Genomic DNA, 26,253 nt, shown 5'->3' on the forward strand with positions numbered 1-26,253 from the left:
AATTATTTAAATAAAATAATAGATGAACATATTAGTAATCGATAATTACGACTCATTTACCTTTAATTTGGTGCATCTGCTGAATGAAACAGGGCATGAAGCTACCGTTTGGAGGAATGATAAATTTGAATTGAGCGATGTAAATGCTTTCGATAAAATATTACTGTCTCCCGGACCAGGTATCCCATCTGAATCTGGATTATTGCTAGATGTAATTCGTAACTATTCAGAAACTAAGAGTATTCTCGGCATTTGTTTAGGAATGCAAGCTATTGCTGAAGTTTTTGGTGGCGAATTATATAATTTGAGTCGGCCAGTACACGGTAGAGCAACCGAAATAACTATCCTAGATGACCAAGAGAAGCTTTTTTTCAGTTGTCCAACTCATTTTAATGTTGGTCGTTATCACTCCTGGGCTGTGAAAAATGATCAGGTGCCAGAAACACTCAAAGTAACTGCAACTGACAAGGAGGGAGTAATTATGGCTTTAAGACATCAAAAATTAGATGTACGTGGGGTTCAGTTTCATCCCGAATCGGTATTAACTGAACACGGTAAAGTAATGATTTCTAACTGGTTAAGCTAATTTTATAAATTTTTAAATATGAAATCTTCAATGGGTGCTCAAGGGAATATATTAGATAAAATTGTAATCAAAAAAAGAGAAGAAATAGCAATTGCTAAACTTAAAACTTCTATTTCTGAGCTTGAGCAATCTGCATTTTTTTCTAGACCGTGTTTCTCCTTGAGTGATTCACTTTTAAATCCTAGTCTTTCTGGAATTATCGCTGAGTTTAAACGCCAATCGCCTTCAAAAGGAATTATAAATGATCGGTCGACTGTTGAAGAGGTAACTCAAGGTTATGCTTCTGCAGGTGCTTCAGCACTGTCCGTTTTAACAGATGAGCATTTTTTTGGAGGTCATAATCGCGATTTAATTGCTGCTAGAAATGTAAATCAGATTCCTATTTTGAGGAAAGATTTTATGCTCGATGAGTTTCAAATTCTTGAAGCTAAATCACTAGGTGCGGATATCATTCTTCTTATCGCTTCAATTTTAAGTCCAGAAGAAATTAAAAACTTAGCAAAGCTCTCTAAGTCCTTAGGAATGAGTGTTTTACTTGAAGTACATAATTTAGACGAGTTAAAAAGAAGTCTTTGTGATGAGCTAGATGCGGTAGGTGTAAATAATCGAAATTTAGGTACTTTCACAGTTTCCATTCAACATTCATACGATTTGGTAGAACATATTCCATCTAATTTTTTAAAGATCTCGGAGAGTGGAATTAGTGATCCTCAAAAAATTGCCGGACTTAAATCCGCTGGTTTTAATGGTTTCTTAATAGGTGAAAATTTCATGAAAGAGCTTAATCCCGGCAAGGCAATGCAAGATTTTGTGTCTCAAATCTAAATTTGGCATAATTTTAAACATATTCTGACATGAAATTGTCCTAATTGACCGTTTCAAAAATTATCTTTGTAATTGTTAATTTGAATAGATGCCTAGACTAAAATTTTATGATACCACAGTAAAGCCAGAGAGAGCTGTTCTTGTTGGGATAATTAAGCCCGGCGAAACGGAAGAGCAAACTCGGGAATATCTTGATGAGTTAAAGTTTTTGGTAGAGACTGCTGGTGGCGATACTCAAAAATCATTTACACAACGAATGCAACGCCCAGATCGGGCAACTTTTGTTGGTACAGGTAAGCTCGAAGAAATAAATGCCTATGTGAAGTCAGAGGAGATTGACATGGTTATTTTTGATGATGAACTTTCTCCATCCCAGCTTAGAAATATAGAAAATGAACTCCGTGTAAAAATTCTAGATCGAAGTAATTTAATCCTAGATATCTTTGCTAGAAGAGCTCAAACATCCCAAGCAAAGACTCAGGTAGAACTAGCTCAATTACAATATTTATTGCCGAGATTAACTCGTTTGTGGACTCACTTAGAGCGACAAAAGGGTGGTATCGGTATGCGTGGTCCAGGTGAAAGTCAGATTGAAACCGACCGTCGTTTAATTCTCAATAAAATTTCATTGCTCAAAGAGCGTTTAAAAGAAATTGATAAGCAGAATGAAACGCAACGTAAAAATAGAAATCAATTAGTCCGCGTTTCCTTAGTTGGTTATACCAATGTGGGGAAATCAACGATCATGAATATGATCTCCAAATCTGAAGTTTTTGCTGAAAATAAACTTTTTGCAACCCTAGACACTACAGTGAGGAAAGTCGTCATTGAAAATTTACCTTTTTTATTGTCAGATACAGTAGGGTTTATTCGTAAACTTCCACATCATCTGATTGAATGTTTCAAATCTACCTTAGATGAAGTCCGGGAAGCGGATGTACTAATCCATGTGGTAGATATTTCCCATCCTAATTTCGAGGATCAGATTAATACCGTGAATGAAACGCTGAAGGAAATGGGTGCAATCGACAAAGAAATTATCACTGTTTTCAATAAAATTGATGCCTATCAGCCGGCTGAATATGATCCACAGGATGAGCTGCCACCTATGACTTTAGCTGATTTTAAAAATAGTTGGATGAGTAAGGATAGAAATCCGGCAATATTTATTTCTGCTCTAAATAAAGAAAATGTAGAAGAGTTTAGGTCGAAATTGTATGAAAAGGTTAAGGCCATTCATACCAAACGCTATCCATACGACAAGCTCTTATACGAAGATTATTAAATTTGTAAATTACATCCCTTTATCCACCATTTTATGGAATCAAAACGTCAACAAAAGTTTGCAGGAGTTATTCAAAAAGACCTTGCTGAGATATTTCAGCGTGAAGGCATGAATTTTCTGCCTAATATTATGGTGACCATTACCAAGGTAAGGGTGTCGCCAGATTTAGCCATAGCTCGTGTATATTTAAGCTTTTTCAATAGTTCTAACAATGCATTAGCCATTAGTACCATTAAATCTCATGCGAGTGAAATTAGGTATAAATTGGGCAATCGTATCAAAGATCAAGTCCGCATTGTACCTCATCTAGAATTTTTCTTAGATGATACAAGTGCTTATGTTGAACACATGGATAAAATATTTGATCAAATTAGCAAGGAGCCACGTCAAGCAGATGATTCAGAAAGCGAGGATTAATGGCTAAGCGGACAATCAGGGAGCCTATAAATTTTTATACCCATTTATTTCCTGCAATTTTTGCTATTCCTGGTACATTTTTATTGCTAAATAGGGCCAATGTTGAGGTAGAATACACTGCGGCATGGGTTTATGGTATTTGCACTTTCGTTTTATTCGGAATAAGTTCAACTTATCATAGTTATCCCAATACAGAAAAAGAAATTCGCTTTTGGCAGAAGTTTGACCATTGCTGCATTTATCTGATGATTGCAGGATCTTACACGCCTACCGCCCTTTTAGTGTTTGATGGTTGGATTCGCTGGACTTTATTTGGGATGATTTGGACCATCGCTTTTGCGGGCTGTTTATTGAAGATTTTTAACCGATTAAAGCATACTGGTTTATCACTTGCTATCTATATTTCTATGGGAGCTTTGATTGTGCCCTTGATGGAAGAAATGTCCCAAAAATTACCTGTGGCAGCTATTGCTTGGATGGTTTTAGGAGGCATTTTTTATATCGTTGGAACCCTCTTCTATTATAAAGATAAACCCATGGGCAAGACTTTTCATAGTCATGAAATTTGGCATCTATTTGTGGTGGCAGGTGCATTATCCCACTATGTTTATAATTATCTTTATCTGTTTGCTTAAGATAAATCTGCTATTTTTTTCGTAAATTAGAATATGAACCTATTAATCGCCTTATTTTTTCTCGTTTCATCACTTTTCGTGGATGAGCAACCTGTTTTTAAAGGCGGACAAAATAAACTCACTGTTTTTATCTATAATAATCTGATTTATCCCGAATATTCTCGTGATAATTGTATTCAGGGCACTATTCAAGTTAGTTTTAAATTAAATCAGGAGGGTAAAATCTATCATTCTGAAGTTACAAAGGGCTTTGGAATCGATTTAGATCAAGAAGCCTTGCGCATTGTGCGTTTAACAAGTGGAAAGTGGACAATGCCAGCAAATCATGATACTAGTATTTCAATGGTTTTACCCGTTAATTTTTCCTTAAAAGATTATAAATGCGAAGAGCGATCAAAAGATGAAATCAAAGCTGCAATAAGTGCTTATAATGGTCGTGAGGGACTAAAAAAGGTGGTTTTTAACTATTATGATTTAAAAATAAAAGGCAAAAATAATCCTGCAGATGAGGCTCGTATTGAAGCCATTAAAATGCAGTTAGGCTTTAACACTAAATACGTAGATCGTTTGCTAAAGCAAGCACAATACAAAATTAAACAAGGAGATAGGCAGGGTGCTTGTGAAGATTTTCAAACCATCAGACTGATAGGAAGTGATAAATCAGATCAGTTTCTGAAACAATACTGCCAATAATTATTTGCCTTTAGCTAAGAGCTAATATTTCTATTTTAATAAAGATCAATTTGCATGATTTTTCAATTATCGGAAGATACCATTTGGTTTCCAAAACCTGAATTAGCCGATGAAGATGGACTTTTAGCTCTAGGTGGAGATCTTTCCCCTGAAAGACTTATTCTGGCTTATCAAAATGGTATTTTTCCATGGTTTTCTGAAGATACGCCCATCATGTGGTATGCCCCCCATGAGCGTTTTGTACTATTCCCAGAAAAGCTGAAGGTTTCTAAAAGCATGGGCAAGCTTTTAAAATCAGATCAATTTCAAGTTACATTCGACACTGCATTTCCAGAGGTTATTCGGGCATGTGCCACGATAATACGTGAGGATCAATTTGGTACTTGGATAACGAATGATATGCAAAATGCATATATCAAACTCTTTGAATTGGGATTTGCTCACTCAGTTGAAATTTGGCAAAATGAAGAGCTAGTTGGAGGCTTATATGGGATTGGAATTAATTCAGTTTTTTGCGGGGAAAGTATGTTTAGTAAGGTTAGCAATGCCTCCAAACTCGCATTAATTAAGCTTTGTCAGGGTAAAAATTATGAATTAATTGATTGTCAGATACACTCAGAACATTTAGAGAGCTTGGGTGCTGAATTTATGGAAGCGAAACAATTTCTCAATTTTCTTCAGGAAAAGACTAAAACACATTAAATAATATACTAAATTAGACTCATATTTCCAAATTCAAGATGCAATTACCTTATTATATTGATTTATTGGGCACTTTGGTATTTGCTATTTCAGGAGCTTTAGCAGCTTCTGATAAAAATGTTTATAAAGACATTTTTGGGGTTACTTTTACTGGCTTTGTGACTGCCGTAGGTGGAGGAACACTTCGAGATATGATTTTGGGAACTCGCCCTGCATGGGTTACTGATGGTAATTATCTCTTAGCAATGACTATTGGGGTTTTAGTGGCTATTTTCTTCAAATATTATATTCTTAAATATAGACGCACTTTTTTCTTATTTGACACCTTCGGAATTGCACTTTACACGGTTGTAGGAGTACAAAAATCGCTCGAATTCGGCGTTTCTCCTTTAGCTGCAATTATAATGGGAATGTTTTCGGCAGTGATGGGTGGTGTAATTCGGGATACCTTAATCAATGAAATACCTTTGATTTTCAGAAAAGAAATCTACGCTACAGCCTGTCTTTCAGGTGCCGCAGTATTTGTCTTGCTGAAATATATGGAAGTTGATGATAATATCAACTCATTTGTTAGTGTACTTCTGATTATATTAATTCGGACCATTGCCGTAAAATATAAACTAGCACTTCCCAAAGTTAATTCTTAATCATTAGCTTAAAATTTCCTCAATATCTTTAGCGCTCAACGATTTAACGAAGCTATCTTCTGTAGTTATCAATGATTCGGCAACTTTACGCTTCCTATTTTGAAGTGCTAAGATTTTTTCCTCAACCGAATCTTTGGTGATAAATTTGTAAATAAATACGTTTTTCGTTTGCCCGATGCGGTGAGTACGGTCAATAGCCTGTTGCTCTACAGCAGGATTCCACCAAGGGTCGAGAATAAAAACGTAATCGGCCTCTGTTAGGTTTAGTCCTACGCCACCAGCCTTAATTGAAATGAGAAAAAGTTTTATCTCCGAATTGGTTTGAAACTCATTAACTACCTCGCCACGTTGCGTAGTTGACCCATCTAAATAGGCATAAGGTGTATTTTCGGCATCAAAATATTTTCTATAAATATCCAGATGTTTCACAAATTGTGAAAAAACAAGGACTTTATGGCCCCTAGAAAGCACATTTTCAAGGGTATGTATCACATTTTCGAATTTTCCTGAATCGCCCTCGTAATCTTTATTCAGCATACCCGGATGGTTTGCAATTTGGCGTAATTTGGTTAATCCTTGTAAAACCTGAATCTGAGATTTCTTAAATGAGCCATCCTCTAAATTTAAAAGCAGTTCATTTCGGTACTCAGATTTAATCTCTTCATAATACTCTTTTTGCACCTCACTCATTTGGCAGTAGAATAAATTCTCTGTCTTAGGTGGTAGTTCTGTAGCAACTTGAGTTTTTGTCCTTCTTAAAACAAATGGTTTTATTAATGCCTGAAGCTTGTTTGCCTTCTCTTCATCTTTTTTCTTTTCAATTGGGATTACAAACTCAGAGTAAAATAATGATTGACTACCTAATAAACCTGGATTGATGAACGACATCTGAGTCCAGAGGTCATTTACCGTGTTTTCAACGGGTGTACCACTTAAAATCAACTTGAATTTTGATTTAAGTGCTTTTACGGCTTTAAAAGATTTTGACGCTGGATTCTTGATATTCTGACTTTCATCCAGAATGATGTATTCATAGAAAAGTGTCTTTAAAAGCTCAATATCCACTCTGCTGATGCCATAGGTAGTAATAACCACATCATACTTGCTAAATATCTCAACATCTTTATTGCGAAAAGTTCCTGTATGAGCGTGTATTTTCAGCTTAGGGGCAAACTTTTTGGCCTCATTTAACCAATTGTAAACCAAGGAAGTAGGCATGATTAACAGTGAGGTGGTATGCACGCCAACTTCATGATTTTCCTCTTTGATTTTTTGCAATAGGGCTAGGGTTTGAACGGTTTTACCTAACCCCATGTCGTCGGCTAAACAACCCCCGAAATTATACTTTCTGAGGAAATGAAACCAGTTATAACCTGCTTTTTGATAAGGTCTTAGGATTCCTGAAAATTCCTTTGGGACATCGATATCTTCAATTTCTTCAAAATCAGCTAATCTTTGGAGTTTTCTATCCATCGTAATCGTGGCCAATTCGCTATTGCTGAAATCGTTCACAATGCCTATGTGATGCTTTTTTAATTTAAGCTCTTTACTGCCTTCAGTAAATTGAAGCAGGTTACTATATTGAGCAAACCACTGTTCTGGGATAATTGCTATTTCACCAGAAGGAAGTTTAAACTCCCGAATTTTATTCAGGATATGATTTTTTAAATCAATAAATGGAATTTGATAGGGGCCAAAGTACACAATGGCATGGATATCAAACCAGTCGTTATTTTCTTTAATTTCTAGGTCAATTTTGCTCCTACCAATTACATATTGCTTATTTCCTTCGGTTTGTTCAAAGCTAAAGCCTAATGCCTCAAGCTCGTCGTGTCGTTCATTTAGCCAATTTATGACCCCGAATTCTGAAATTTCAGAATCTTGCTGAATTGGTTTATAAACATGTGAAAAAATGGTCCCTTCAGAACTTATCCCAAGCTGATTTAATGTACTTATTTTTTCTTTTTCCCATGAAAGAGAGCGTTTAATTCTATGGAAAATATAGTCGTTGCCTTGTTTTTCCATCCGAACAGTAACTTTTCGATCACTTCCCGATGGGAAAACATAATTACCGTATTTAAAATATAATTGAAGTTGAGGGCCTTCACTATTCGAATGAATCAATTTTAAAATTGGAATAGCATCGTATTTTTCTGTTTTAATTTCAAATCCTTCAGCATAAACTGCATGCTTTTCTATGAGGGGTGCGACAAATTTTTCGAAATATGTTTTTTCAGAAGATTGTGGAATGGAAATAAAGCGTTTATTAAGGAAGGGTTGAAGTTTTTTACCTTCTACATCTTCTTCAAAATAGTAGAGAACATCCTCCAAGAGTAGCCAAGCAGGTTGGTTGCAAATAACTTGGGCCTCCTTAAACATAAATTCAATTCTTTGTCCTTGATATTTTATGGTTGGAAAATATCGTGTTTCTGTAGGATTTCGCCTGAAATGAAATAAAACAGAAGCTGCTTCGCTCGCAATACCTAGTTTTCGTTCAACTGGCCACCCTTCTTTACTCATGAGGTAAAGATCTTTATTACCAATAAGTCCTAAAGCTTCAATAATTTTCTTTTCAATCTTTGGTCTTATTGCTTCATAAATTTTATCGTCAAAAATTGTCCTGAAATACTCTACAGGACGAATAGCTTTCTTATAAAATTTCTTAATAATATGGCCTTGTTCAATTTCTTCTAGAAGCTTGATTAGTTTAAAATCTTGTTCATCTAAAATGGATGAAAATTCTTTAGCAGTGGTGCTAAAAAGTCGTTGGTAGGTAAGCGAGAAATCCCCATCTGTGTTTAATTGTACAATATGAGGTTCTATTAAAAAGCCTAAATAATCATGTTTACAAACAGAATATACAATCTTACAGGGCTTCTCGCTATTGACTCTTAACATAGGTATCTCGTAAACTTATCGGCAATTACACCAATAAAAAACCCTAAAATTAGCGAGAATTTTCCTGTTTTAAGAGTAAATTGAAAAAATAGTATATTTTGATTGAAAGGGCAGTTACGTTAACAATTTATCAATTTAAATGGCCTGAATCAAATCTTTTTAGCGAATTTAAAATGGAGGGCAAATCTTTTAAAAATCTCTAAATTTCAATGGAGCCTTCAAATACAAAGGTTGCTGGACCTTCTAAAAATACATCTTGGAATCTTGATCCATCATAATTGAAACTGACTGAAAGGTCGCCACCTGGGACTTTAATAGCGTTTTTTATTCCACCTTTGAGATTTTTTTTCTTGGCCATAGCCATACTTACCGCTGTTACTCCCGTTCCGCAGGCAAATGTTTCATCTTCAACACCACGTTCAAAAGTTCTAACGAAATAATGATCGCCAAAATCTTCAACAAAGTTCACATTTATACCTTCCTTAGAATAGGTTGAATTATTGCGAATATTTTTTCCGTCTAGAAACACATCTTTTGAAGCGAGGTTTTTTACTTCCAAAACGTAATGAGGTGATCCAGTATTTAGAATGAATGCTTCTCCATCTCTGTTAATCTCTTGAACATCAATCATCTGTAAACTCACCCAATTGCCATTTTCTGAAATTCTGGCATAATGCGGACCGTCAACTGCCAAAAAGTTAGTTTCTTTCTGTATGAGATTTAGGTGCTTAGCAAAGGCTACAATACATCTTCCTCCATTACCACACATACTTCCTTCTCTACCGTCGGCATTGAAATAACGCATTTCAAAATCGAAATCTTTAATTAACTCTAAAACCATTAATCCATCGGCACCAATTCCAAAATGTCGGTCACAAAGTTTCTTGATGCTTGCAGTGCTTAGATTATCAGAAAAAGCCTTATCTCTATTATCTATCAAGATAAAGTCATTTCCCGCACCTTCGTATTTTAAAAAATTCAATTTCATATTCAGAATAATTCATGTCTCAGCTCAAGCTTTGCCAAAACATTTGTTAAATTTCGGTATTAAATTTCAATTAGCCTTCATGAAGATTGACATTGCTAGTTTTCCTGAAAAGATATTTAACATTTTTTAACACAAAAAAGGAGATTGAAATTATTTGGAATGCGTTTCTTGGTATTAATTTTGAAATAGCATTGAAAATAATTAAAATAGAAAAATCGAAAATATGAATAAGATTGGTTTAACTTTTTTAACAGCCTGCCTTGGTGGGGCGGTTGCTATCGGCTCTTATAAATTAATTGAAACACACTTTCAAGATGGGGGAACTTTTGAGGATAAGCAAAAGGTTTATTTTACTAATAATCCTTCGCCATCAATCAATTCCTCTACTGGTGAGCTCGATTTTACACAGGCTGCTGCTACGGTAACGCCTGCTGTGGTGCACATTAAAACTACCTATAGTAATTCTTCTCAAGGCTATTCTGGTCGTGATCAAATGCAGGATCTTTTTGAAGATTTTTTTGGAGGTAGAAGACGTCCTCAAGGGCCTGCACAAGGCTCAGGTTCAGGTGTAATTATATCTGATGATGGATACATTGTAACCAATAATCACGTTGTTGATGATGCAGATAAAATTGATGTGATTCTTCCAGATAAACGCTCTTTTGAAGCTAAAATCATTGGTAGGGATGCGAATACTGACCTTGCATTAATAAAAATTGAAGGATCTGGCTTCCCAATAGTAAAATTAGGTAATTCTGACAATGTTCGTGTTGGCGAGTGGGTATTGGCAGTTGGATATCCTTTTGCTTTGAATACTACCGTTACCGCTGGAATTGTTAGTGCAAAGGGAAGGCAAATTGGTATTTTGGATCAAGGTAATAACCGGGATTTTAATGGCGAACCGCAGACAAGAACTGCAATTGAATCATTTATTCAAACCGATGCGGCAATTAATCGTGGAAATAGTGGTGGCGCTTTGGTAAATACTAAAGGTGAATTAATAGGTGTAAATGCTGCAATTGCCTCTCAAAGTGGTAGTTACGAGGGATATGGCTTTGCTATTCCTATTAATTTAGCCAAAAAAGTATTGAATGATTTCAAGGAATTTGGATCCGTTCGTAGAGGTTATATCGGAATTAATTTTACTGGTTTGGATGCCGAGCAGGCTAAGAGATTGGGTGTTTCTGAAATCAACGGACTGTATGTGAATGAAGTTATTCCGGGAAGTGGCGCAGAAAAGGGAGGTATTAAAGAAGGTGATATCATCACCAAGGTTGACGGTACACAGATACTTTCTCCATCTGATTTACAAGAACGTATCGGCCGACTTGGCCCTGGTGATAAAGTCCAATTAACTTATTTAAGGGATGCTAAGACTTTAGTTACTACTGTAACTTTAAAAGGTGAAGAATCTGTTAAAACAGCTAATAATAGTTCAAATGGGGCTGCTGTTAAAAATCTCGGAGCTAACTTCGCACCAATAAGTGATGTTCTTAAAAAGAAATATAAAATTAATGCAGGTGTTGTTGTAAGTAGTGTTAAACCTGGTGGTTTCTTCGACCAACTAGATGTTGCGCAAGGAACTGTTATCACTTCTATCAATGGTCAACAAATTGCTAAAGTTGAAGATATTGAAACTGCAATTTCTTCCGGTAGGAATAATATGGCTACTATCAATGCAATAAGTCCCGATGGCATGCAAATAAGATATCAATTCCAAGTTAAGTAAACCCAAATTTGGTTTTATAAATGCCTCTCTAATAATCAAGAGAGGCATTTTTTATTTTAAGCAATTCAAAATCTTGAGTTAACTAGAATATTGGACTATAAAATCTAAAGAATTATAAGTTTAATATTTGCTATTTAAATTAGAATGTTTCTAAATTGATAAATTCTTGATAAGCAAGCTATATAACTGCACGATTTTTCTCATATAATGATAAATTTGCTTCCTGAATAATAAAATAATAAAAGGTAATGAGCAATTTCACAAAAACGTTCTCATCTTCTTTAGGAAAAAAACTCGTAATGGCCCTTACAGGCATTTTCCTATGTACATTTCTTGTGGTACATTTAGTAGGAAACTTACAGTTGTTTAAGGATGATGGTGGGCAGGCATTTAACGCCTATGCCTATTTCATGACGAATTTCGGTCCGATAAAGATCGTTTCCTATTTGTTGTATGCTTCAATAATTATTCATGCTGTTTATGCTTTATTGCTAACTGCGGGGAATAAAAAAGCAAGGCCAGTGGCATACGCGGTACAAAAGGGTAGCCAAAATAGTCCGTGGACATCCAGAAATATGGGTATTCTTGGAACTATTTTACTAGTTTTCATCGTGGTTCACATGGGTGATTTCTGGTGGAAATACCATAATGCTGAGCTTCCTTATGCTAAATATGAAATTAGTCTTGAAGATCCATCAATTATTAATGTTTCTGAAGTAGCTTATAGCGATAAACTATTAGTTCACTCAGAAGTTGTTGATGTTCAGGCAGGAAAAAGAATTGTAGTATCAAAAGATTTATACAAAGTGGTGAATAATGCTTTCCAAACATGGTGGTATGTTCTTTTGTATGTAGTTGCTATGGCTGCTTTATCCTTTCACTTGATACATGGTTTCAAGAGTGCATTTCAAACTATTGGTTGGGATAACAGTAAATTAGTTCCAATTATTCGCTTTTTAGGTGTTTGGGTTTTTGGAGTGTTAATTCCATTGGCTTTTGCCGCAATGCCTATTTACTTTTTCTTTAAATAAGATTACACAATACCCGGTAACTCGGGTTTAAAATAAATTTCTGAGATGAAATTAGATGCTAAAATTCCACAAGGCCCTTTAGCCGAGAAATGGTCCAAACACAAATTTAACCTTAAGCTGGTTAACCCTGCAAATAAGCGTAAATACACGGTTATTGTAGTGGGTACAGGTTTGGCTGGAGCTTCTGCAGCAGCTTCTCTGGCAGAATTAGGTTATAATGTAAAAGCTTTCTGCTTTCAAGATAGCCCCAGACGAGCACATTCCATTGCTGCTCAGGGCGGTATAAATGGTGCTAAGAACTATCAAAATGATGGGGATAGTATTTACCGTTTATTTTATGATACAATTAAGGGTGGAGATTACCGCGCACGTGAGGCTAACGTTTACCGCTTAGCTGAAGTTTCGGTAAATATTATCGACCAATGTGTTGCTCAGGGTGTTCCATTTGCTCGCGAATATGGTGGCTTATTGGATAACCGTTCATTCGGTGGTTCACAAGTTTCCCGTACCTTTTATGCTCGTGGTCAAACAGGACAGCAATTACTTTTAGGTGCTTATTCTGCTCTTAACCGTCAAATCAATCTAGGTAAGGTTACCATGTACACTCGTCATGAAATGATGGATGTGGTTACTGTTGATGGTGAAGCAAAAGGTATCGTTACTCGTGATCTTATCAATGGCGCGATTGAAACTCATGCAGCACATGCCGTACTTTTATGTACTGGTGGTTATGGTAACGTGTTTTACCTTTCTACAAATGCAATGGGATGTAATGTTACTGCAGCTTGGAAGGCGCATAAGCGTGGTGCTTATTTCGCTAACCCATGTTTCACTCAGATACACCCAACTTGTATCCCAGTAACCGGCGATCATCAATCTAAATTGACATTGATGTCTGAATCATTGAGAAATGACGGACGTGTATGGGCTCCTAAAACTAAAGAATTAGCAGAAAAACTGCGTAAAGGTGAAATAAAAGTGACTGATCTTAAGGAAGATGATCGCGATTATTTCCTTGAAAGAAAATATCCAGCATTCGGAAACCTTGTACCTCGTGATGTGGCTTCACGTAATGCAAAAGAAATCGTTGATGAAGGTCGCGGTGTAGGTACTTCTGGTATCGCTGTTTACCTTGATTTTGCGGAGTCAATTGCCCGCCTAGGTGAAGATGCTGTACGTGCTAAATATGGTAATCTCTTTGATATGTACCAACAAATCACAGATGAAAATCCATACAAACAACCAATGCGTATTTACCCAGCAGTACACTATACTATGGGTGGTTTATGGGTTGATTATAACTTGCAAACTACCGTAAAAGGACTTTATGCTCTTGGTGAAGCTAATTTCTCTGATCATGGAGCTAATCGTTTAGGAGCTTCTGCTTTGATGCAGGGACTAGCAGATGGTTATTTTGTAATTCCTTATACTGTTGGAGATTATCTAGCTACTGTTGCTCCAAAGCCTGTAGATACAAGTCACCCGGCATTTGAAGAGACTAAAAAAGTGGTTGTTGAGAGAATCAACAAACTTTTAAGTTTGAAAGGTAACAAAACAGTAAGTGAATACCACCGCGAATTAGGCCATATCATGTGGGAATATTGTGGAATGGCAAGAACTGAAGAAGGTTTAAAAAAGGCAAAGGGTTTAATTCAGGAGCTGAAATCAGACTTTTGGAAGAATGCAATTGTTACAGGCGTAAATGAAGAATTCAATCAGAATCTTGAAAATGCAGGCCGTGTTGCTGATTTCCTTGAACTTGGTGAATTAATGATTGATGATGCACTAGATAGAAAAGAATCTTGTGGTGGTCACTTCCGTTTAGAAAGCCAAACTCCTGAAGGTGAGGCATTACGTGATGATGAAAACTATGCTTATACCGCTGCTTGGGAATTCAAGGGTGAAAATCAGCCAGAAGGCCTTCACAAAGAAGAATTAGTTTTTGAAAATGTTAAATTAACACAAAGAAGTTATAAATAGTACAAAGTACATAGTAATTAGTATTAAGAAAACTAATTACTTCGAATGGGTTTTGATTCTATGTACTAAATACTAAATACTAAATACTAATACAATGAGCAACAATATGAATTTGACATTAAAGGTTTGGCGTCAAAAAAACGCTGAAGCAAAAGGTGAATTAGTTTCATATCAGGCTGACCATGTTTCTCCGGATATGTCATTTCTGGAAATGCTTGATGTTGTAAACGAAGGGCTTATTAAAAAGGGTGATGATCCAATTCATTTTGATCATGACTGCCGTGAAGGTATTTGCGGTTCTTGTTCTTTGCACATTAATGGTAGGCCTCACGGACCAAAGCAAGGTATCACTACCTGCCAATTACACATGCGTAGCTTTAATGATAAGGATACCATCGTAATTGAACCTTGGCGTGCAGAAGGATTCCCTGTGATTAAAGATCTTGCAACTGATCGTTCATCGTTTGATCGCATTCAAAGAGCAGGTGGTTTTATTTCTGTGAATACTGGTGGCGCTCCTGATGCAAACGTAATTCCAATTCCAAAGGTTATTGCAGATGAAGCATTTAACTCGGCAACATGTATTGGATGCGGTGCTTGTGTTGCGGCATGTAAAAATGCTTCAGCTATGCTTTTCGTATCAGCAAAGGTTTCTCAGCTAGCTTTATTACCTCAAGGTCAACCAGAGCGCTCTCGTCGTGTGCAGGCTATGGTTGCGCAAATGGATGCAGAAGGCTTTGGTAGCTGTACTAATACAGGTGCTTGTGAAGCTGAATGCCCTAAGGAAATCTCAATCACAAATATCGCTAGAATGAACAGAGATTACTTTTCAGCTAAATTATTTAAGTCTGAAGAATAATTATTTCTCTTAAATATATAAAAACCCAGATATTGTAAAAATGTCTGGGTTTTTTTGTATATTATCTTTTGATATTTTTTTCAATTAATCTGGAGGAGGCCCTAAATAAGGGGATTTGATATGCGTATAAGTTTTCATGGTGCTGCAAAAAACGTTACAGGAAGTAAACATTTAATTAGGCTCGATAATGGTACCAAAATCTTATTGGATTGTGGCATGTTTCAGGGTATGGGTGAGGAAACGGATGCACTTAATGAACACTTCGGTTTTAACCCAATAGATGTTGATTATTTAGTATTAAGTCATGCGCACATCGACCATAGCGGATTAATTCCACGTTTGGTAGCTCAAGGTTTTAAAGGCGAAATTTATTGTACTGCCGCAACCATGGATCTGGTTCGTATCCTACTCATGGATTCAGCAAAAATTCAGGAACAAGATTCGGAGTATAGTAATAAGCATAGGGCTCGCAAGGGACTTCCTTTGCTCAAACCATTATATAGTGAAGACGATGCAATGGCTTGTTTACGTCAATTTCGAATTATTAAATACAATGAAGAAATACAAATTTCGGATGATATTAAGCTCGAACTCAGTGATGTTGGGCATATTATTGGAAGTGCAGCGGTACATTTAACTCTTTTTGAAAATGGTAAAACAAGCCGTATAACATTTAGTGGAGATGTGGGTCGTTATGGTGATTTAATCTTAAAATCGCCGCAAAGTTTTGAGCAATCTGATTATATCATTCTGGAATCTACTTATGGAGATAGCTTACATGAAAAGGTTGAACCTGCTGAAGAATTAATTAGAGAGATTATTTATCAAACATGTATTCTCCGAAGAGGAAAAGTCATTATTCCTGCATTTAGTGTAGGGCGTACACAGGAACTACTTTATTCCTTAAACCATTTGGAAGAAAGAGGAATTCTTCCAGATGTAAATTATTATGTAGATAGTCCCCTTTCAATAAAAGCAACCAACATTGTTAAAAGTCACCCTGAAAATTTTAATAAACATGTGCAGGATGTGATGTTACATGATGATGATCCATTCAATTTTAATAAACTTACTTTTATTCAAGATACCGCAGAATCAAAGGCATTAAATTCAAACCATGAGCCATGTGTGATTATTTCTGCTTCAGGCATGGCAGAGGCAGGCCGGGTTAAACATCATATTAAAAACAATATCTCTAATGAAAATAATACCATTTTAATGGTAGGATATTGTGAACCTAATTCTTTGGGTGGCCGTTTAATGGCAGGTTATAATACAGTTTCAATCTTCGGGGAGGATTTTGATGTAAAGGCAGAAGTAAGATCTATTCGTTCGATGAGTGCACATGGTGATTATGAAGATTTATTGAAATTTATTTCCTGCCAAGATCCGCAAAAAGTTAAAAAGCTTTTTTTAGTCCACGGTGAAGAAAAAGTACAACAAGCCTTTAAGCTAAAAATTGAGCAAAAAGGTTTTGCAAATGTTGAAATTCCAGATAGGCATCAAGAATTTATGCTTGATTAAAATTTTTTAATCCCATCTTTTCTATATTTATATAAAATATAACAAATACATTATGAGATACATCTTTTCTATTATTCTAATTGCCTCAGGATTTATTAGTTGGGCACAAACTGCAATTGTGAAGCAAGATCAGCAAATAAAAACTATGGTTGATGAGGTTTCTTCTCAAAACATAGAGGCAGTTGTTAGAAAACTAGTGAGTTTTGAAACTCGTCATAGTATGAGCGATACAACAAGCAAGACTACGGGTATTGGTGCAGCTCGTAATTGGATAAAAGCGGAATTGGAACGTTATTCTAAGGCATCTGGCGGAAGATTAAAAGTCGAGTTTGATACTTTTACGCAGGCTGCTGATGGTAGAAGAGTAGCTACTCCAACTGTTATGAAGAATGTGTTGGCAATACTTCCTGGGACAGATCCATTGGATGATAGAGTATTTATTGTCTCAGGTCATTATGATTCAAGGGCTTCTGATGTGAATGATGCTAAAATTTTTGCTCCTGGTGCTAATGATGATGCATCTGGGACTGCTGCTGCGATGGAATTAGCAAGAGTAATGAGTAAATATAAGTTTAACTGTACCCTAATTTTTGTGGCTATGGTTGCCGAGGAGCAGGGCTTATACGGTGCCGCTAATTTAGCAAAACGCGCCAAAGCTGAAGGTTGGAATCTTGCAGGAATGATTACTAACGACATTGTTGGTAATACTTATGGAATGGAAACAGGGATTAAAGACAATAGAAGTGTTCGGATTTTTAGTGAAGGAGTATCTGTTGTTGAAACACCTGAAGAAGCTACTCGTAGAGCTAGCACTGGGACAGAAAATGATGGATCTGCTCGTCAGTTTGCACGATATTTAAAAGAGGTAGGTGAGCGATATGTTGATCAATTAGATGTAAAACTCATTTATCGTCGTGATAGATATTTACGAGGGGGCGATCATACTCCATTTTCTCAATTGGGATATGCTGGTATCCGCGTAACTGAAATGAATGAGAATTTTGAGCGCCAACATCAAACGGTGCGTAAAGAAAATGGCGTTGATTATGGAGATTTGCCTGATTTTGTAGATTATGAATATACTCGCAAAGTTACCCAAATGAATTTGGCATCTTTAGCCAATGTAGCACTCGCTCCAAGAGAGCCTCAAAAAGTAGGTATTGTTACTAGTGGATTAACCAATAAAACTGAATTGAAATGGGAAAGCCCTGTAGGTGAAAAACCTATTGGTTATTATGTTGTGATCAGAGAAACTACAAGCCCTATTTGGGAGAAAAAATTCTTTGTAACTGATACAAAAGCCTTGCTTAATTATTCAAAAGATAACTATTATTTCGGAGTTCAATCTGTTGACAGTGAGGGACATGAAAGTTTGGTAGTGATTCCTAGATCTGTGAGATAGTTATTTAACGCTTCTGTTTCGAATTACAAAATAGCCAATAATATAGGTTGAGCCTGCAACAGCAAGGCTAAACCAAATTTCTTTGCTCATCAAATCAACGGCGGATAAATTAACTCCTAAGTATGAAGTATTAGAACTAAAATCATTAAGGGTTATCATAGGATGGCTATATGGTATTATGAAGGCATACTCCCAACTTAAATTCGCTGCAATTACTCCGAAAACAGTTAATAATAGTCCGATACCCATTGGTTTTAAAAAATCTGACCAAACTAAACTGAGTAAAAATTGAATTGATAAAATGCTTGTTGAGACTAGGAAAAGCTTCAAATGTAGTTTGAAAAGTATTGCCGAAAAATTGAATTCGTTAAATTTATATTCTGGTTTTAGTAAATCTAGTATTGTTGCAGAGATTATTATGAAAATGGCCAATAAAGAAAGGTATAATCCGTTTAGGAGAAGCAAATAAAAGAATTTAGCCGAATAAGTACTCCATCTAGGTATTGGTAATGAAAAAAGACTTTTCCACATATCATCACGATGTTCAATATTGTTGATAGAAAAGCATTGAAAAATAATTACTAGTGGCAAAAGAAAGATACAGTTAACTCCCAAAATTACGCTGCTATACTTTAGCCAATGACCTAACGGACTATTATAATCATCCATTCTAGTTGGATTAAAAAATAATATGAAAAAAAAGGTACAAAGTATAAGAGGTATCAAAATTGCGGAAAAGAAGGCAAGCGTTTTCCTTGTTTTATAAAATTCAGATGATAATGAAAGTAAGAAGCTATGCATAATTATCTATTGTGTGATAGTAAGATATAAATTTTCTAGGTTTTCCTGGCTTTGGCTTAGACTATAGACACTGTGATTGTTCGATAAAAGAAGCTGATTAATCTTGGCAACTTGCTCATTGGTTTGGAAAGGTAAAAAAATAGTTTCGTCCACTAATTCTGCAATATAGCCCATCTTAGATAAAAGCTCCTTAGCATCAATGGGCCTACTTGCTTTAATGACTATTTGTTTTTTACTAATTTGATGTAATTCTTCTAAACTTCCTTGAAATACTAGTTTACCCTGATTTATTATTCCTAAGTGGCTAACCATTTTTTCTACTTCAGATAGCATATGACTAGAAATAAAAACAGTTTTTCCCATTTCATAAACCAGTTTACGAAGTAGATTTCTTATTTCAATAATTCCGTTAGGATCTAAGCCATTGGTGGGTTCATCCAAAATTAATAATTCGGGATCCGGTAATAGTGCAAGCCCAATACCCAAACGTTGTTTCATTCCTAAAGAATATTTACCAGCTTTCTTATCGGCATGTTCGCTTAGGTCAACAAGAGTTAATATGTCATTTATTCTGCTAGTCGGAATTTCAAGAAGTTGGGCCCTGTTTTTTAAATTTTCTCTTCCTGTTAAATGGTGATATAAGGCAGGTTGCTCTATGAGAGAGCCTATCCTAGATAGGATGTTTGTCCGGTTATTTTTGAATTCTTTACCGAACAGAAAAACTTGGTTATTGTCTGTTTGTAATAAATTAAGTAAGATTTTAATACATGTAGTTTTACCAGCACCATTCGGTCCTATAAAACCATAAATACTCCCTGCCTCAACGCGTAAAGATACCTGATCTAAGACCTTACTTACACCAAAGTGATAAGATAGGTTTCTGGTTTCAATAATTTTATTAGTCACTGTTTATTATTCAATTACCGATTTAACAATCATTTTTAGGCTTGGGACTTGTAATTTTAAAATGGCATGATGCTTTTCAATGGAGACTTCGTTCTTATAATTAAAAGCAAATAAACCAATTAACAAAAATACCGGAATAAGTAGCGTAATAAATGGAGAAGTACAATTTCTAAACTTTTTCATATCATCTTAAATTTGATAATCTAAGTAAATACTATTTTATCTCATCAAGAAATGTATTAGACCAAGCTGCTTTTTTACAAGACCAACAGTACTTTTCTTATGCTTAAATTTAATAGTGTAAATTGGGCTGTTTGCAGATAGATTTTGCCTTTTGGTCGAATCTGATATACTCTAGAAAGAGGAAATAATACTTTTATTTATGAATAAGTTGAAGCAGTTAATTCTACATGCATGTATTTGGGCAGCAATATTGCTCTTTTTCATGTATTTGGCCAGCGATGGGAAGATTGTTCACTCTACTATTGTGCTTTTTGTTTATTTCGGCATCATAAATATTTCTGTTTTTTACATCAATTATCTTTTCATTCTTCCCAGTTTCTTAAATCAGAAGAAATATTTTTGGTGTGCATTTGCAATGATCCTTCTCATTATTGCATCAGCATTTATTAAATGCGGGCTTGCCTATTATTTTTATGATATTGTCATTAAAAGATATGGTGCTAAACAAATTATTGATTTTTGGGATTATTATTCTGGGGCAGCTTTTGTAAGTGCAGTCTTTATTACATTAGGAACGGTTTTGAAATTCATTTCAGACTGGTTTTTAAATGAGAAAGTGAAGAGTCGTTTGGAAAATGAAAAACTTATTGCTGAGTTAGCATTTTTGAAATCTCAAATTAACCCCCATTTTCTATTTAATTCACTCAATAATATTTATTCATTGGCTTATCAAAAAGCAGAAAAAACTCCTGAAGCTATCCTTAAACTCTCTGAAATTATGAGATATATGTTGTATGAAAGCAACGTAGATAAAGTAAGCTTATCGGATGAAATTAGATATCTTGAAAATTATATTGAACTCCAAAAACTAAGGTTTAAAGATAATATACACATTAAATTTGAAATTATTGGGAATCCTTCGGGACATAAAATTACACCACTTATTTTAATCTCTTTTGTGGAAAATGCCTTTAAGCATGGTATTGCCACCGATATGGATGTGCCAATTAGTATTACATTAAACCTCTCGCAAGACAAACTTTTCTTTCAAGTAGTTAATAAAAAGAGTGAATTGAATAAGGATATTACTGGCGGAATAGGATTACCTAATGTAAAAAGACGCCTTGATCTTCTATATAAGAATCGATATAGCTTAAATATTGATGATAAGAACGATATTTATTCTTGTGAATTAAATCTAAATTTATAAAATGATACGCTGTTTGGTTGTTGACGATGAGCCATTAGCTCTGGATATTTTGGAAGATTATATTAGTAAGGTTCCATTTTTAACGCTTGTTAAAACCACTACAAGTGCTATTGAGGGACTCTCGCTTGTTCAAAGTGATGCTATCGACCTGGTTTTTTTAGATGTTCAAATGCCTGAACTTACAGGAATTCAATTTCTCAAAATTATCAATGGGAAATGCGATGTAATCCTTACTACTGCATATTCTCAGTACGCTCTTGATGGATATGAGCTGGATGTAGTAGATTATTTGCTTAAACCCATTGCATTTGACCGTTTTTATAAGGCTGCACAGAAAGTACTTCCCAATTCAAATCATTCTAATTCAGTGAGCTCTGATGCCCCCGTCGCGCAGAAAACACATGATTTTATCTTTGTTAAAACGGAGCATAAAATTCAAAAGATCTATCTAGATGATATACTTTATATTGAGGGACTCAAAGACTATATTTCAATTTTTACGAAAACAGAGCGCATAATAACCTTGCAAAATATGAAGAGAATGGAAGAGTCTCTTCCATCGAAATCATTTGTGAGAGTACATAAATCCTATATAATTGCTTTAGCTAAGATTGAAAGTATAGAACGTAGCCGTATTCAAATTGGCGATAAGATTATTCCAATTGGCGATACCTATCGTGATTATTTTTTCAAGCAAATTGAAGATAAAAATATAGGTTAATCTTAAAAATATAGAGCTTTTTTTATCGCTTCTTCCGATTCGGCAACAATTTCATCAATTGTTTTATTTGCGGGTTCAATTGGATCTAAAACCTTCCAACTTATTTTTTCAAAAGCACTTAAAGGAAATTTTCCATATTGAACGAGTTTCCAAGATCCATCGATAGCTATGGGAACAATTAAGGAGTCTGGTACTTTCTTAAGTAAGGTTGCTATTCCTCCGGCATTAAATGCTTTCATTTGGCCATTCTTAGCTCTTGTTCCTTCTGGAAAAATTACGGTCGACCAATTATATTTTTTCATGCGTTCAGCTAATTTTAAAATCTCAGCCACAGCTTGTTTACTATCTTTTCTGTCGATGTTGGCTCCCCCTCCATATTTCAAATTGAATGAGATACTTGGGATTCCTTTGGTGAGCTCTATTTTTGAAATGAATTTAGCATGATATTTTCTTAAAAACCAGATGAGAGCTGGAATATCATACATACTCTGATGGTTAGCAATAAAGATAATTGGCCTATTAATGGGTAAATGATGAGGATTTTTGAAGATAATCCTACTTCCCAATAAAGTATAGCTCCCCAACAAAAAGAAATTTAAAATGTCAACAGAGTGTTTATGTGCCTCTTGTCCTCCAATTTTTAGGCAAATCCATTGAATGGGATGAAAAATTAAAAGTAAAATACCGAAAAATAAATAATGTATTGGTGTAAGAAGATAGCCAAAAATTTTATTCATGTATGTTTTTTTGATAGGGTAAAATTACAATCAATTTTAATTCTTATGAATTAAAATGTGTGATTTTAAGCTTTAAAATAGCGGCTACGCTCAAAGAATCTGTTATTTCGCCATCTAATACCATTTGATAAGCCTCTAGGAAGGGTAATTTTCTAAGAACTAATTCTTCGGTTTCTTCAGGTTCTGATGTACCATAGCTTAGGTCTTGAGCAAGAAAAATGATGCCAATTTCATCACTTACCGAGTTTGAAAGGTGAATTCTTTGTATTTCTGTCCAAGAATTGGCACTAATTCCTGTCTCCTCAAATAATTCTCTTTTTGCAGAAATTAATGGTTCAATTTGTATTGGTCCGCCACCCTCCGGAATCTCCCAACTATAAGATTTTAAAGGGAAACGATATTGTCCAACTAACCATGTATAGTTATTTTCATCGAGTACAATTATCCCGATGGCCAAATTTTTAAAATTTACTTCGCCATAAATGCCTTGTCCACCACTTGGATTTATAACTTGATGTTCTGTCAAACTTATCCAAGGATTATCATAAATTTTTTTACTTGAAAGGGTTTTCCAAGGGTTTATATTTTCCTTTTCCATCTATACAATATTAAAAAAAAGCCTTCTTTCTGCAAAGAAAGAAGGCTTTTTATCGCTTGAGAAATATTAAGCTAAATTGAAGGCTTTCTTAATTTCAGTTGTAAAATCAAGTTTTTCCCAAGTAAATAATTCTACTTCTAAAGTTTTTGAATCGCCGTTTGAACCTTTGAAGCTTTTAGTTACGACTTCATTTTTACGACCCATATGTCCGTATGCAGCCGTTTCAGAATACATTGGATTACGAAGCTTTAGTCTAGTTTCAATTCCGTAAGGAGTCATGTCAAAAATCGTAGAGATTTTTTGTGCGATTTCTCCATCTGTTAAATCTACATTTGCAGTCCCGTAAGTATCTACAAAAATCCCCATTGGATCTTTAACACCGATAGCATAAGACACTTGAACTAGAATTTCATTACAAACACCAGCTGCAACTAGGTTTTTTGCGATATGACGAGTAGCATAAGCTGCTGAGCGATCCACTTTTGAAGGATCTTTACCAGAGAATGCACCACCACCATGAGCACCTTTTCCACCGTAAGTGTCTACAATAATTTTACGTCCCGTTAATCCTGTATCACCATGAGGACCACCAATTACAAATTTTCCAGTAGGATTAATATGGTATTTAATTCCATCAGTAAATAATGCTTGAAGCTCAGGTTTAAGTTGTGCTTTTACTCTTGGAATCAAGATAGAAACGATATCATCTTGAATTTTCTTTAGCATAAGCTCTTCCTTATCGAAGTCATCATGCTGTGTAGAAACTACAATTGCATCGATGCGCACAGGCTTATGATCATCGCTATATTCAATTGTTACCTGCGATTTAGCATCTGGGCGTAAATAGGTAATGTCTTTATTTTCTCTTCTTAAAACGGCTAATTCAGTTAAAATTTTATGGGCTAAATCTAATGCTAAAGGCATGTAGTTTTCAGTCTCATTGCTTGCATAACCAAACATCATTCCTTGGTCGCCAGCACCTTGATCTTGTTTATTAACACGATCAACACCTTGGTTTATATCTGCCGATTGTTCGTGAATAGCTGATATAATTCCGCAAGAGTTTGCTTCAAACATGTATTCCGACTTAGTATAGCCGATTTTACGAATTACATCTCTAGTAATTGCTTGAACATCAAGGTAGGCTTGCGATTTTACTTCTCCGGCTAAAACTACCAGACCAGTTGTTACTAAGGTCTCACAAGCAACTTTAGAATCTGCATCCCAAGCAAGAAAATTATCGATTAATGCGTCTGATATCTGATCAGCTACTTTGTCTGGATGTCCTTCTGATACAGATTCTGAGGTGAATAAATAAGGCATAGTTTTTTGATTAAATTATAAATTTCGAAAAAAACGATGCAGAAAAATGGAAATGTTACCGAACGGTTAAAAATTGCAGTATGTTTTAGCACTTTTTTTTACGTGGTTGCAATCAACGCAAATCGATCCACTTTTTTGCATTGCAAAAGTAGGATAATTTTCAAGTTCTAAAAAAATTTAAGACTATTTTTGAGCTTTAATTTTAAATTTTTTGAAAAAAAATATTTTATTCGTTATTAACCCAATTTCGGGCGGCAAAAGCAAATTAAATTTTGCCGAAAAGGTTTTGAAATATCTGAATTTGAATCTCTTTGATCCGAGTTTTGAGTTTACACAATGGCATGGTCATGGAATTGAACTCGCAAGAAAGGCAGTTGATGATGGATTTGACATAGTTGTGGCAGTAGGTGGCGATGGAACCATTAATGAGATTGCTTCCGTTCTTGAGGGCACCAAACTAGCGATGGGTATTATCCCCTTTGGGTCTGGTAATGGTTTGGCTAGGTCGCTTAACATCCCAATGAACGAAATAAAAGCAATTAAAAGATTGAATGATTTAAAGTATCAAGCCATTGATTCAGGTCTTTTTAATGGTCGGAAATTTTTCAATATAGCTGGTGTCGGCTTTGATGCCTTGATTAGTGCTCGTTTTGCCGAAAATGTGAAACGTGGCTTTTGGGGTTATTTAAAAACAATATTTTTTGAGATTTCCGCTTATAAAGCTCAAAATTATAAAATTGAAATTGATGGTCAATTAATTGAAAGAGAAGCTTTTATGATTAGTTTGGCCAATTCTTCTCAATTTGGAAATAATGCACATATTGCGCCATTTGCCTCTTTAACAGATGGTTTTTTGGATATTTGTATCGTTAAACCATTCCCAATTTATAAAGCTTTCTTTTTGGGAATAAGAATGTTTACTAAAAGCACCCATAAATGTAATTTTGTAGAAATTTTAAGTGGTCGTAACATTAAAATAACTCGAGAAAATGCAGATGAAGTGCATTTGGATGGAGAACCTATTCAAATGGGACTTGAATTAAATATCTCAATTAAACCACTTTCGCTAATTGTTTTAAATTAATATTATGTCAAAAAAAAATGCGGGCTTCCAGGGAGTAGTTTATTCTACAAATCCTGATTTTGAATATGATTCTGAGCAATCGGAGGCTATAGAAACTTTAAAACCTCAGCTTCAAGATTTACGTGTTCAATTGGATAGGAAGCAAAGAGGGGGTAAGGCAGTTACCTTGATAACAGGTTTTATAGGAACAAAGGATGATCTTGAAATTCTGGGTAAAAAATTGAAACAAAAATGTGGGGTAGGTGGTAGCGCCAAGGATGGAGAAATTATCATTCAGGGAGATTTTCGTGAAAAAGTGATGATAATGCTTCAAGCTGATGGATATAAAGTCAAAAAAATTGGGGGCTAAAATGCTTCAATATTTTGTTATAAAATATTGTCAATCAGTGTTTTAATACTTAGTGTAAAAAATACAGTAGTTTAAAAATTAGCGATTATTTATTCGGAAAATTGCTAAAATGGGCATTGTTTTTGAATAGCTTGTATGAT

At 35.1% G+C, this 26,253-nt stretch carries 26 protein-coding genes; 18 read left to right on the forward strand and 8 right to left on the reverse strand.

Annotation, left to right across the window (positions count from 1 at the left end):
- Positions 1–22: 22 nt before the first annotated feature.
- The 8 genes from QZ136_RS12630 (at position 23) to QZ136_RS12665 (ending at position 5,790) form a co-directional block, all read left to right on the forward strand.
- A complete protein-coding gene (locus tag QZ136_RS12630; RefSeq protein WP_291404146.1) occupies positions 23–586 on the forward strand; it encodes an aminodeoxychorismate/anthranilate synthase component II in 564 nt (187 codons plus the stop codon).
- A gap of 18 nt (positions 587–604) precedes the next feature.
- A complete protein-coding gene (trpC, locus tag QZ136_RS12635; protein WP_291404148.1) occupies positions 605–1,411 on the forward strand; it encodes an indole-3-glycerol phosphate synthase TrpC in 807 nt (268 codons plus the stop codon).
- An 88-nt stretch (positions 1,412–1,499) separates the two neighbouring features.
- Positions 1,500–2,696, forward strand: coding sequence for a GTPase HflX (gene hflX / locus QZ136_RS12640; RefSeq protein WP_291404150.1), 1,197 nt, complete (start codon positions 1,500–1,502; stop codon positions 2,694–2,696).
- Between the two features lie 33 nt (positions 2,697–2,729).
- Positions 2,730–3,113, forward strand: coding sequence for a 30S ribosome-binding factor RbfA (gene rbfA / locus QZ136_RS12645; protein ID WP_291404152.1), 384 nt, complete (start codon positions 2,730–2,732; stop codon positions 3,111–3,113).
- Positions 3,113–3,748 carry a hemolysin III family protein gene (locus tag QZ136_RS12650; RefSeq protein WP_291404154.1) on the forward strand — a complete coding sequence of 212 codons (636 nt, stop codon included), beginning with the start codon at positions 3,113–3,115 and terminating at the stop codon, positions 3,746–3,748. The genes rbfA and QZ136_RS12650 overlap by 1 nt, the downstream gene beginning before the upstream one ends.
- Before the next feature lie 33 nt (positions 3,749–3,781).
- Positions 3,782–4,441 (forward strand): TonB family protein, encoded by a 660-nt coding sequence (locus tag QZ136_RS12655; RefSeq protein WP_291404156.1) that lies wholly within the window; start codon positions 3,782–3,784, stop codon positions 4,439–4,441.
- Positions 4,442–4,495: 54 nt separating this feature from the next.
- Positions 4,496–5,143 (forward strand): leucyl/phenylalanyl-tRNA--protein transferase, encoded by a 648-nt coding sequence (gene aat / locus QZ136_RS12660; protein WP_291404158.1) that lies wholly within the window; start codon positions 4,496–4,498, stop codon positions 5,141–5,143.
- Positions 5,144–5,181: 38 nt separating this feature from the next.
- On the forward strand, positions 5,182–5,790 hold the full coding sequence (locus QZ136_RS12665; protein WP_291404160.1) for a trimeric intracellular cation channel family protein: 609 nt from the start codon (positions 5,182–5,184) through the stop codon (positions 5,788–5,790).
- 3 nt (positions 5,791–5,793) lie between these two features.
- Here the strand turns inward: QZ136_RS12665 and QZ136_RS12670 are convergent, their stop codons facing one another.
- Together QZ136_RS12670 and dapF are read right to left on the reverse strand one after the other, a co-directional pair.
- Complete coding sequence (locus QZ136_RS12670) at positions 5,794–8,688, reverse strand: DEAD/DEAH box helicase (protein WP_291404162.1); 2,895 nt, start codon at positions 8,686–8,688, stop codon at positions 5,794–5,796.
- Positions 8,689–8,887: 199 nt separating this feature from the next.
- Positions 8,888–9,676 carry a diaminopimelate epimerase gene (gene dapF, locus QZ136_RS12675; RefSeq protein WP_291404164.1) on the reverse strand — a complete coding sequence of 263 codons (789 nt, stop codon included), beginning with the start codon at positions 9,674–9,676 and terminating at the stop codon, positions 8,888–8,890.
- A gap of 223 nt (positions 9,677–9,899) precedes the next feature.
- Between dapF and QZ136_RS12680 the strand changes: the two genes are divergently transcribed.
- From QZ136_RS12680 to QZ136_RS12705, 6 genes are all read left to right on the forward strand, one after another.
- On the forward strand, positions 9,900–11,405 hold the full coding sequence (locus QZ136_RS12680; protein WP_291404166.1) for a Do family serine endopeptidase: 1,506 nt from the start codon (positions 9,900–9,902) through the stop codon (positions 11,403–11,405).
- Positions 11,406–11,653: 248 nt separating this feature from the next.
- Positions 11,654–12,436 (forward strand): succinate dehydrogenase cytochrome b subunit, encoded by a 783-nt coding sequence (locus QZ136_RS12685; RefSeq protein ID WP_291404168.1) that lies wholly within the window; start codon positions 11,654–11,656, stop codon positions 12,434–12,436.
- Positions 12,437–12,481: 45 nt separating this feature from the next.
- A complete protein-coding gene (locus tag QZ136_RS12690; RefSeq protein ID WP_291404170.1) occupies positions 12,482–14,416 on the forward strand; it encodes a fumarate reductase/succinate dehydrogenase flavoprotein subunit in 1,935 nt (644 codons plus the stop codon).
- Positions 14,417–14,510: 94 nt separating this feature from the next.
- Positions 14,511–15,275 (forward strand): succinate dehydrogenase/fumarate reductase iron-sulfur subunit, encoded by a 765-nt coding sequence (locus QZ136_RS12695; protein ID WP_291404172.1) that lies wholly within the window; start codon positions 14,511–14,513, stop codon positions 15,273–15,275.
- 120 nt (positions 15,276–15,395) lie between these two features.
- The gene (locus tag QZ136_RS12700) at positions 15,396–16,799 is read left to right on the forward strand and encodes an MBL fold metallo-hydrolase (protein WP_291404174.1); all 1,404 of its coding nucleotides are present in this window, start codon (positions 15,396–15,398) and stop codon (positions 16,797–16,799) included.
- A 52-nt stretch (positions 16,800–16,851) separates the two neighbouring features.
- Positions 16,852–18,201 (forward strand): M20/M25/M40 family metallo-hydrolase, encoded by a 1,350-nt coding sequence (locus QZ136_RS12705; protein ID WP_291404176.1) that lies wholly within the window; start codon positions 16,852–16,854, stop codon positions 18,199–18,201.
- Here the strand turns inward: QZ136_RS12705 and QZ136_RS12710 are convergent, their stop codons facing one another.
- Genes QZ136_RS12710 through QZ136_RS12720 form a run of 3 tightly spaced genes read right to left on the reverse strand, consistent with a single transcriptional unit; the run spans position 18,202 to position 20,091 of the window.
- Positions 18,202–19,002 (reverse strand): ABC transporter permease, encoded by an 801-nt coding sequence (locus QZ136_RS12710; protein WP_291404178.1) that lies wholly within the window; start codon positions 19,000–19,002, stop codon positions 18,202–18,204. It lies immediately after the preceding gene.
- Between the two features lie 6 nt (positions 19,003–19,008).
- Positions 19,009–19,908 carry an ATP-binding cassette domain-containing protein gene (locus QZ136_RS12715; RefSeq protein WP_291404180.1) on the reverse strand — a complete coding sequence of 300 codons (900 nt, stop codon included), beginning with the start codon at positions 19,906–19,908 and terminating at the stop codon, positions 19,009–19,011.
- Positions 19,909–19,914: 6 nt separating this feature from the next.
- Complete coding sequence (locus tag QZ136_RS12720; protein ID WP_291404183.1) at positions 19,915–20,091, reverse strand: hypothetical protein; 177 nt, start codon at positions 20,089–20,091, stop codon at positions 19,915–19,917.
- Positions 20,092–20,290: 199 nt separating this feature from the next.
- Between QZ136_RS12720 and QZ136_RS12725 the strand changes: the two genes are divergently transcribed.
- Together QZ136_RS12725 and QZ136_RS12730 are read left to right on the forward strand one after the other, a co-directional pair.
- Positions 20,291–21,301, forward strand: a complete 1,011-nt coding sequence (locus tag QZ136_RS12725) for a sensor histidine kinase (RefSeq protein ID WP_291404185.1) — start codon at positions 20,291–20,293, stop codon at positions 21,299–21,301.
- A 1-nt stretch (position 21,302) separates the two neighbouring features.
- A complete protein-coding gene (locus QZ136_RS12730; protein ID WP_291404187.1) occupies positions 21,303–22,022 on the forward strand; it encodes a LytTR family DNA-binding domain-containing protein in 720 nt (239 codons plus the stop codon).
- Between the two features lie 2 nt (positions 22,023–22,024).
- On the opposite strand, the gene QZ136_RS12735 is transcribed toward QZ136_RS12730, so the two are convergent.
- The 3 genes from QZ136_RS12735 to metK form a co-directional block, all read right to left on the reverse strand.
- Positions 22,025–22,759, reverse strand: a complete 735-nt coding sequence (locus QZ136_RS12735) for a lysophospholipid acyltransferase family protein (protein ID WP_291404190.1) — start codon at positions 22,757–22,759, stop codon at positions 22,025–22,027.
- A gap of 43 nt (positions 22,760–22,802) precedes the next feature.
- Positions 22,803–23,357 carry an NUDIX hydrolase gene (locus QZ136_RS12740; RefSeq protein ID WP_291404192.1) on the reverse strand — a complete coding sequence of 185 codons (555 nt, stop codon included), beginning with the start codon at positions 23,355–23,357 and terminating at the stop codon, positions 22,803–22,805.
- Between the two features lie 66 nt (positions 23,358–23,423).
- Positions 23,424–24,680 (reverse strand): methionine adenosyltransferase, encoded by a 1,257-nt coding sequence (gene metK, locus QZ136_RS12745; protein WP_291404194.1) that lies wholly within the window; start codon positions 24,678–24,680, stop codon positions 23,424–23,426.
- A 211-nt stretch (positions 24,681–24,891) separates the two neighbouring features.
- Between metK and QZ136_RS12750 the strand changes: the two genes are divergently transcribed.
- Positions 24,892–25,764, forward strand: coding sequence for a diacylglycerol kinase family protein (locus tag QZ136_RS12750; RefSeq protein WP_291404196.1), 873 nt, complete (start codon positions 24,892–24,894; stop codon positions 25,762–25,764).
- 4 nt (positions 25,765–25,768) lie between these two features.
- Positions 25,769–26,113, forward strand: coding sequence for a translation initiation factor (locus QZ136_RS12755; RefSeq protein ID WP_291404198.1), 345 nt, complete (start codon positions 25,769–25,771; stop codon positions 26,111–26,113).
- Positions 26,114–26,253: the final 140 nt, after the last annotated feature.

The organism is Daejeonella sp., from assembly GCF_017495225.1.
GTDB lineage: Bacteria > Bacteroidota > Bacteroidia > Sphingobacteriales > Sphingobacteriaceae > Daejeonella.

Bases quoted from the DNA above. Each gene is read 5' to 3' on its own strand.
- QZ136_RS12630 (WP_291404146.1), top strand. From the start codon at position 23: ATGAACATATTAGTAATCGATAATTACGACTCATTTACCTTTAATTTG.
- trpC (WP_291404148.1), top strand. From the start codon at position 605: ATGAAATCTTCAATGGGTGCTCAAGGGAATATATTAGATAAAATTGTA.
- hflX (WP_291404150.1), top strand. From the start codon at position 1,500: ATGCCTAGACTAAAATTTTATGATACCACAGTAAAGCCAGAGAGAGCT.
- rbfA (WP_291404152.1), top strand. From the start codon at position 2,730: ATGGAATCAAAACGTCAACAAAAGTTTGCAGGAGTTATTCAAAAAGAC.
- QZ136_RS12650 (WP_291404154.1), top strand. From the start codon at position 3,113: ATGGCTAAGCGGACAATCAGGGAGCCTATAAATTTTTATACCCATTTA.
- QZ136_RS12655 (WP_291404156.1), top strand. From the start codon at position 3,782: ATGAACCTATTAATCGCCTTATTTTTTCTCGTTTCATCACTTTTCGTG.
- aat (WP_291404158.1), top strand. From the start codon at position 4,496: ATGATTTTTCAATTATCGGAAGATACCATTTGGTTTCCAAAACCTGAA.
- QZ136_RS12665 (WP_291404160.1), top strand. From the start codon at position 5,182: ATGCAATTACCTTATTATATTGATTTATTGGGCACTTTGGTATTTGCT.
- QZ136_RS12670 (WP_291404162.1), bottom strand. From the start codon at position 8,688: ATGTTAAGAGTCAATAGCGAGAAGCCCTGTAAGATTGTATATTCTGTT.
- dapF (WP_291404164.1), bottom strand. From the start codon at position 9,676: ATGAAATTGAATTTTTTAAAATACGAAGGTGCGGGAAATGACTTTATC.
- QZ136_RS12680 (WP_291404166.1), top strand. From the start codon at position 9,900: ATGAATAAGATTGGTTTAACTTTTTTAACAGCCTGCCTTGGTGGGGCG.
- QZ136_RS12685 (WP_291404168.1), top strand. From the start codon at position 11,654: ATGAGCAATTTCACAAAAACGTTCTCATCTTCTTTAGGAAAAAAACTC.
- QZ136_RS12690 (WP_291404170.1), top strand. From the start codon at position 12,482: ATGAAATTAGATGCTAAAATTCCACAAGGCCCTTTAGCCGAGAAATGG.
- QZ136_RS12695 (WP_291404172.1), top strand. From the start codon at position 14,511: ATGAGCAACAATATGAATTTGACATTAAAGGTTTGGCGTCAAAAAAAC.
- QZ136_RS12700 (WP_291404174.1), top strand. From the start codon at position 15,396: ATGCGTATAAGTTTTCATGGTGCTGCAAAAAACGTTACAGGAAGTAAA.
- QZ136_RS12705 (WP_291404176.1), top strand. From the start codon at position 16,852: ATGAGATACATCTTTTCTATTATTCTAATTGCCTCAGGATTTATTAGT.
- QZ136_RS12710 (WP_291404178.1), bottom strand. From the start codon at position 19,002: ATGCATAGCTTCTTACTTTCATTATCATCTGAATTTTATAAAACAAGG.
- QZ136_RS12720 (WP_291404183.1), bottom strand. From the start codon at position 20,091: ATGAAAAAGTTTAGAAATTGTACTTCTCCATTTATTACGCTACTTATT.
- QZ136_RS12725 (WP_291404185.1), top strand. From the start codon at position 20,291: ATGAATAAGTTGAAGCAGTTAATTCTACATGCATGTATTTGGGCAGCA.
- QZ136_RS12730 (WP_291404187.1), top strand. From the start codon at position 21,303: ATGATACGCTGTTTGGTTGTTGACGATGAGCCATTAGCTCTGGATATT.
- QZ136_RS12735 (WP_291404190.1), bottom strand. From the start codon at position 22,759: ATGAATAAAATTTTTGGCTATCTTCTTACACCAATACATTATTTATTT.
- QZ136_RS12740 (WP_291404192.1), bottom strand. From the start codon at position 23,357: ATGGAAAAGGAAAATATAAACCCTTGGAAAACCCTTTCAAGTAAAAAA.
- metK (WP_291404194.1), bottom strand. From the start codon at position 24,680: ATGCCTTATTTATTCACCTCAGAATCTGTATCAGAAGGACATCCAGAC.
- QZ136_RS12755 (WP_291404198.1), top strand. From the start codon at position 25,769: ATGTCAAAAAAAAATGCGGGCTTCCAGGGAGTAGTTTATTCTACAAAT.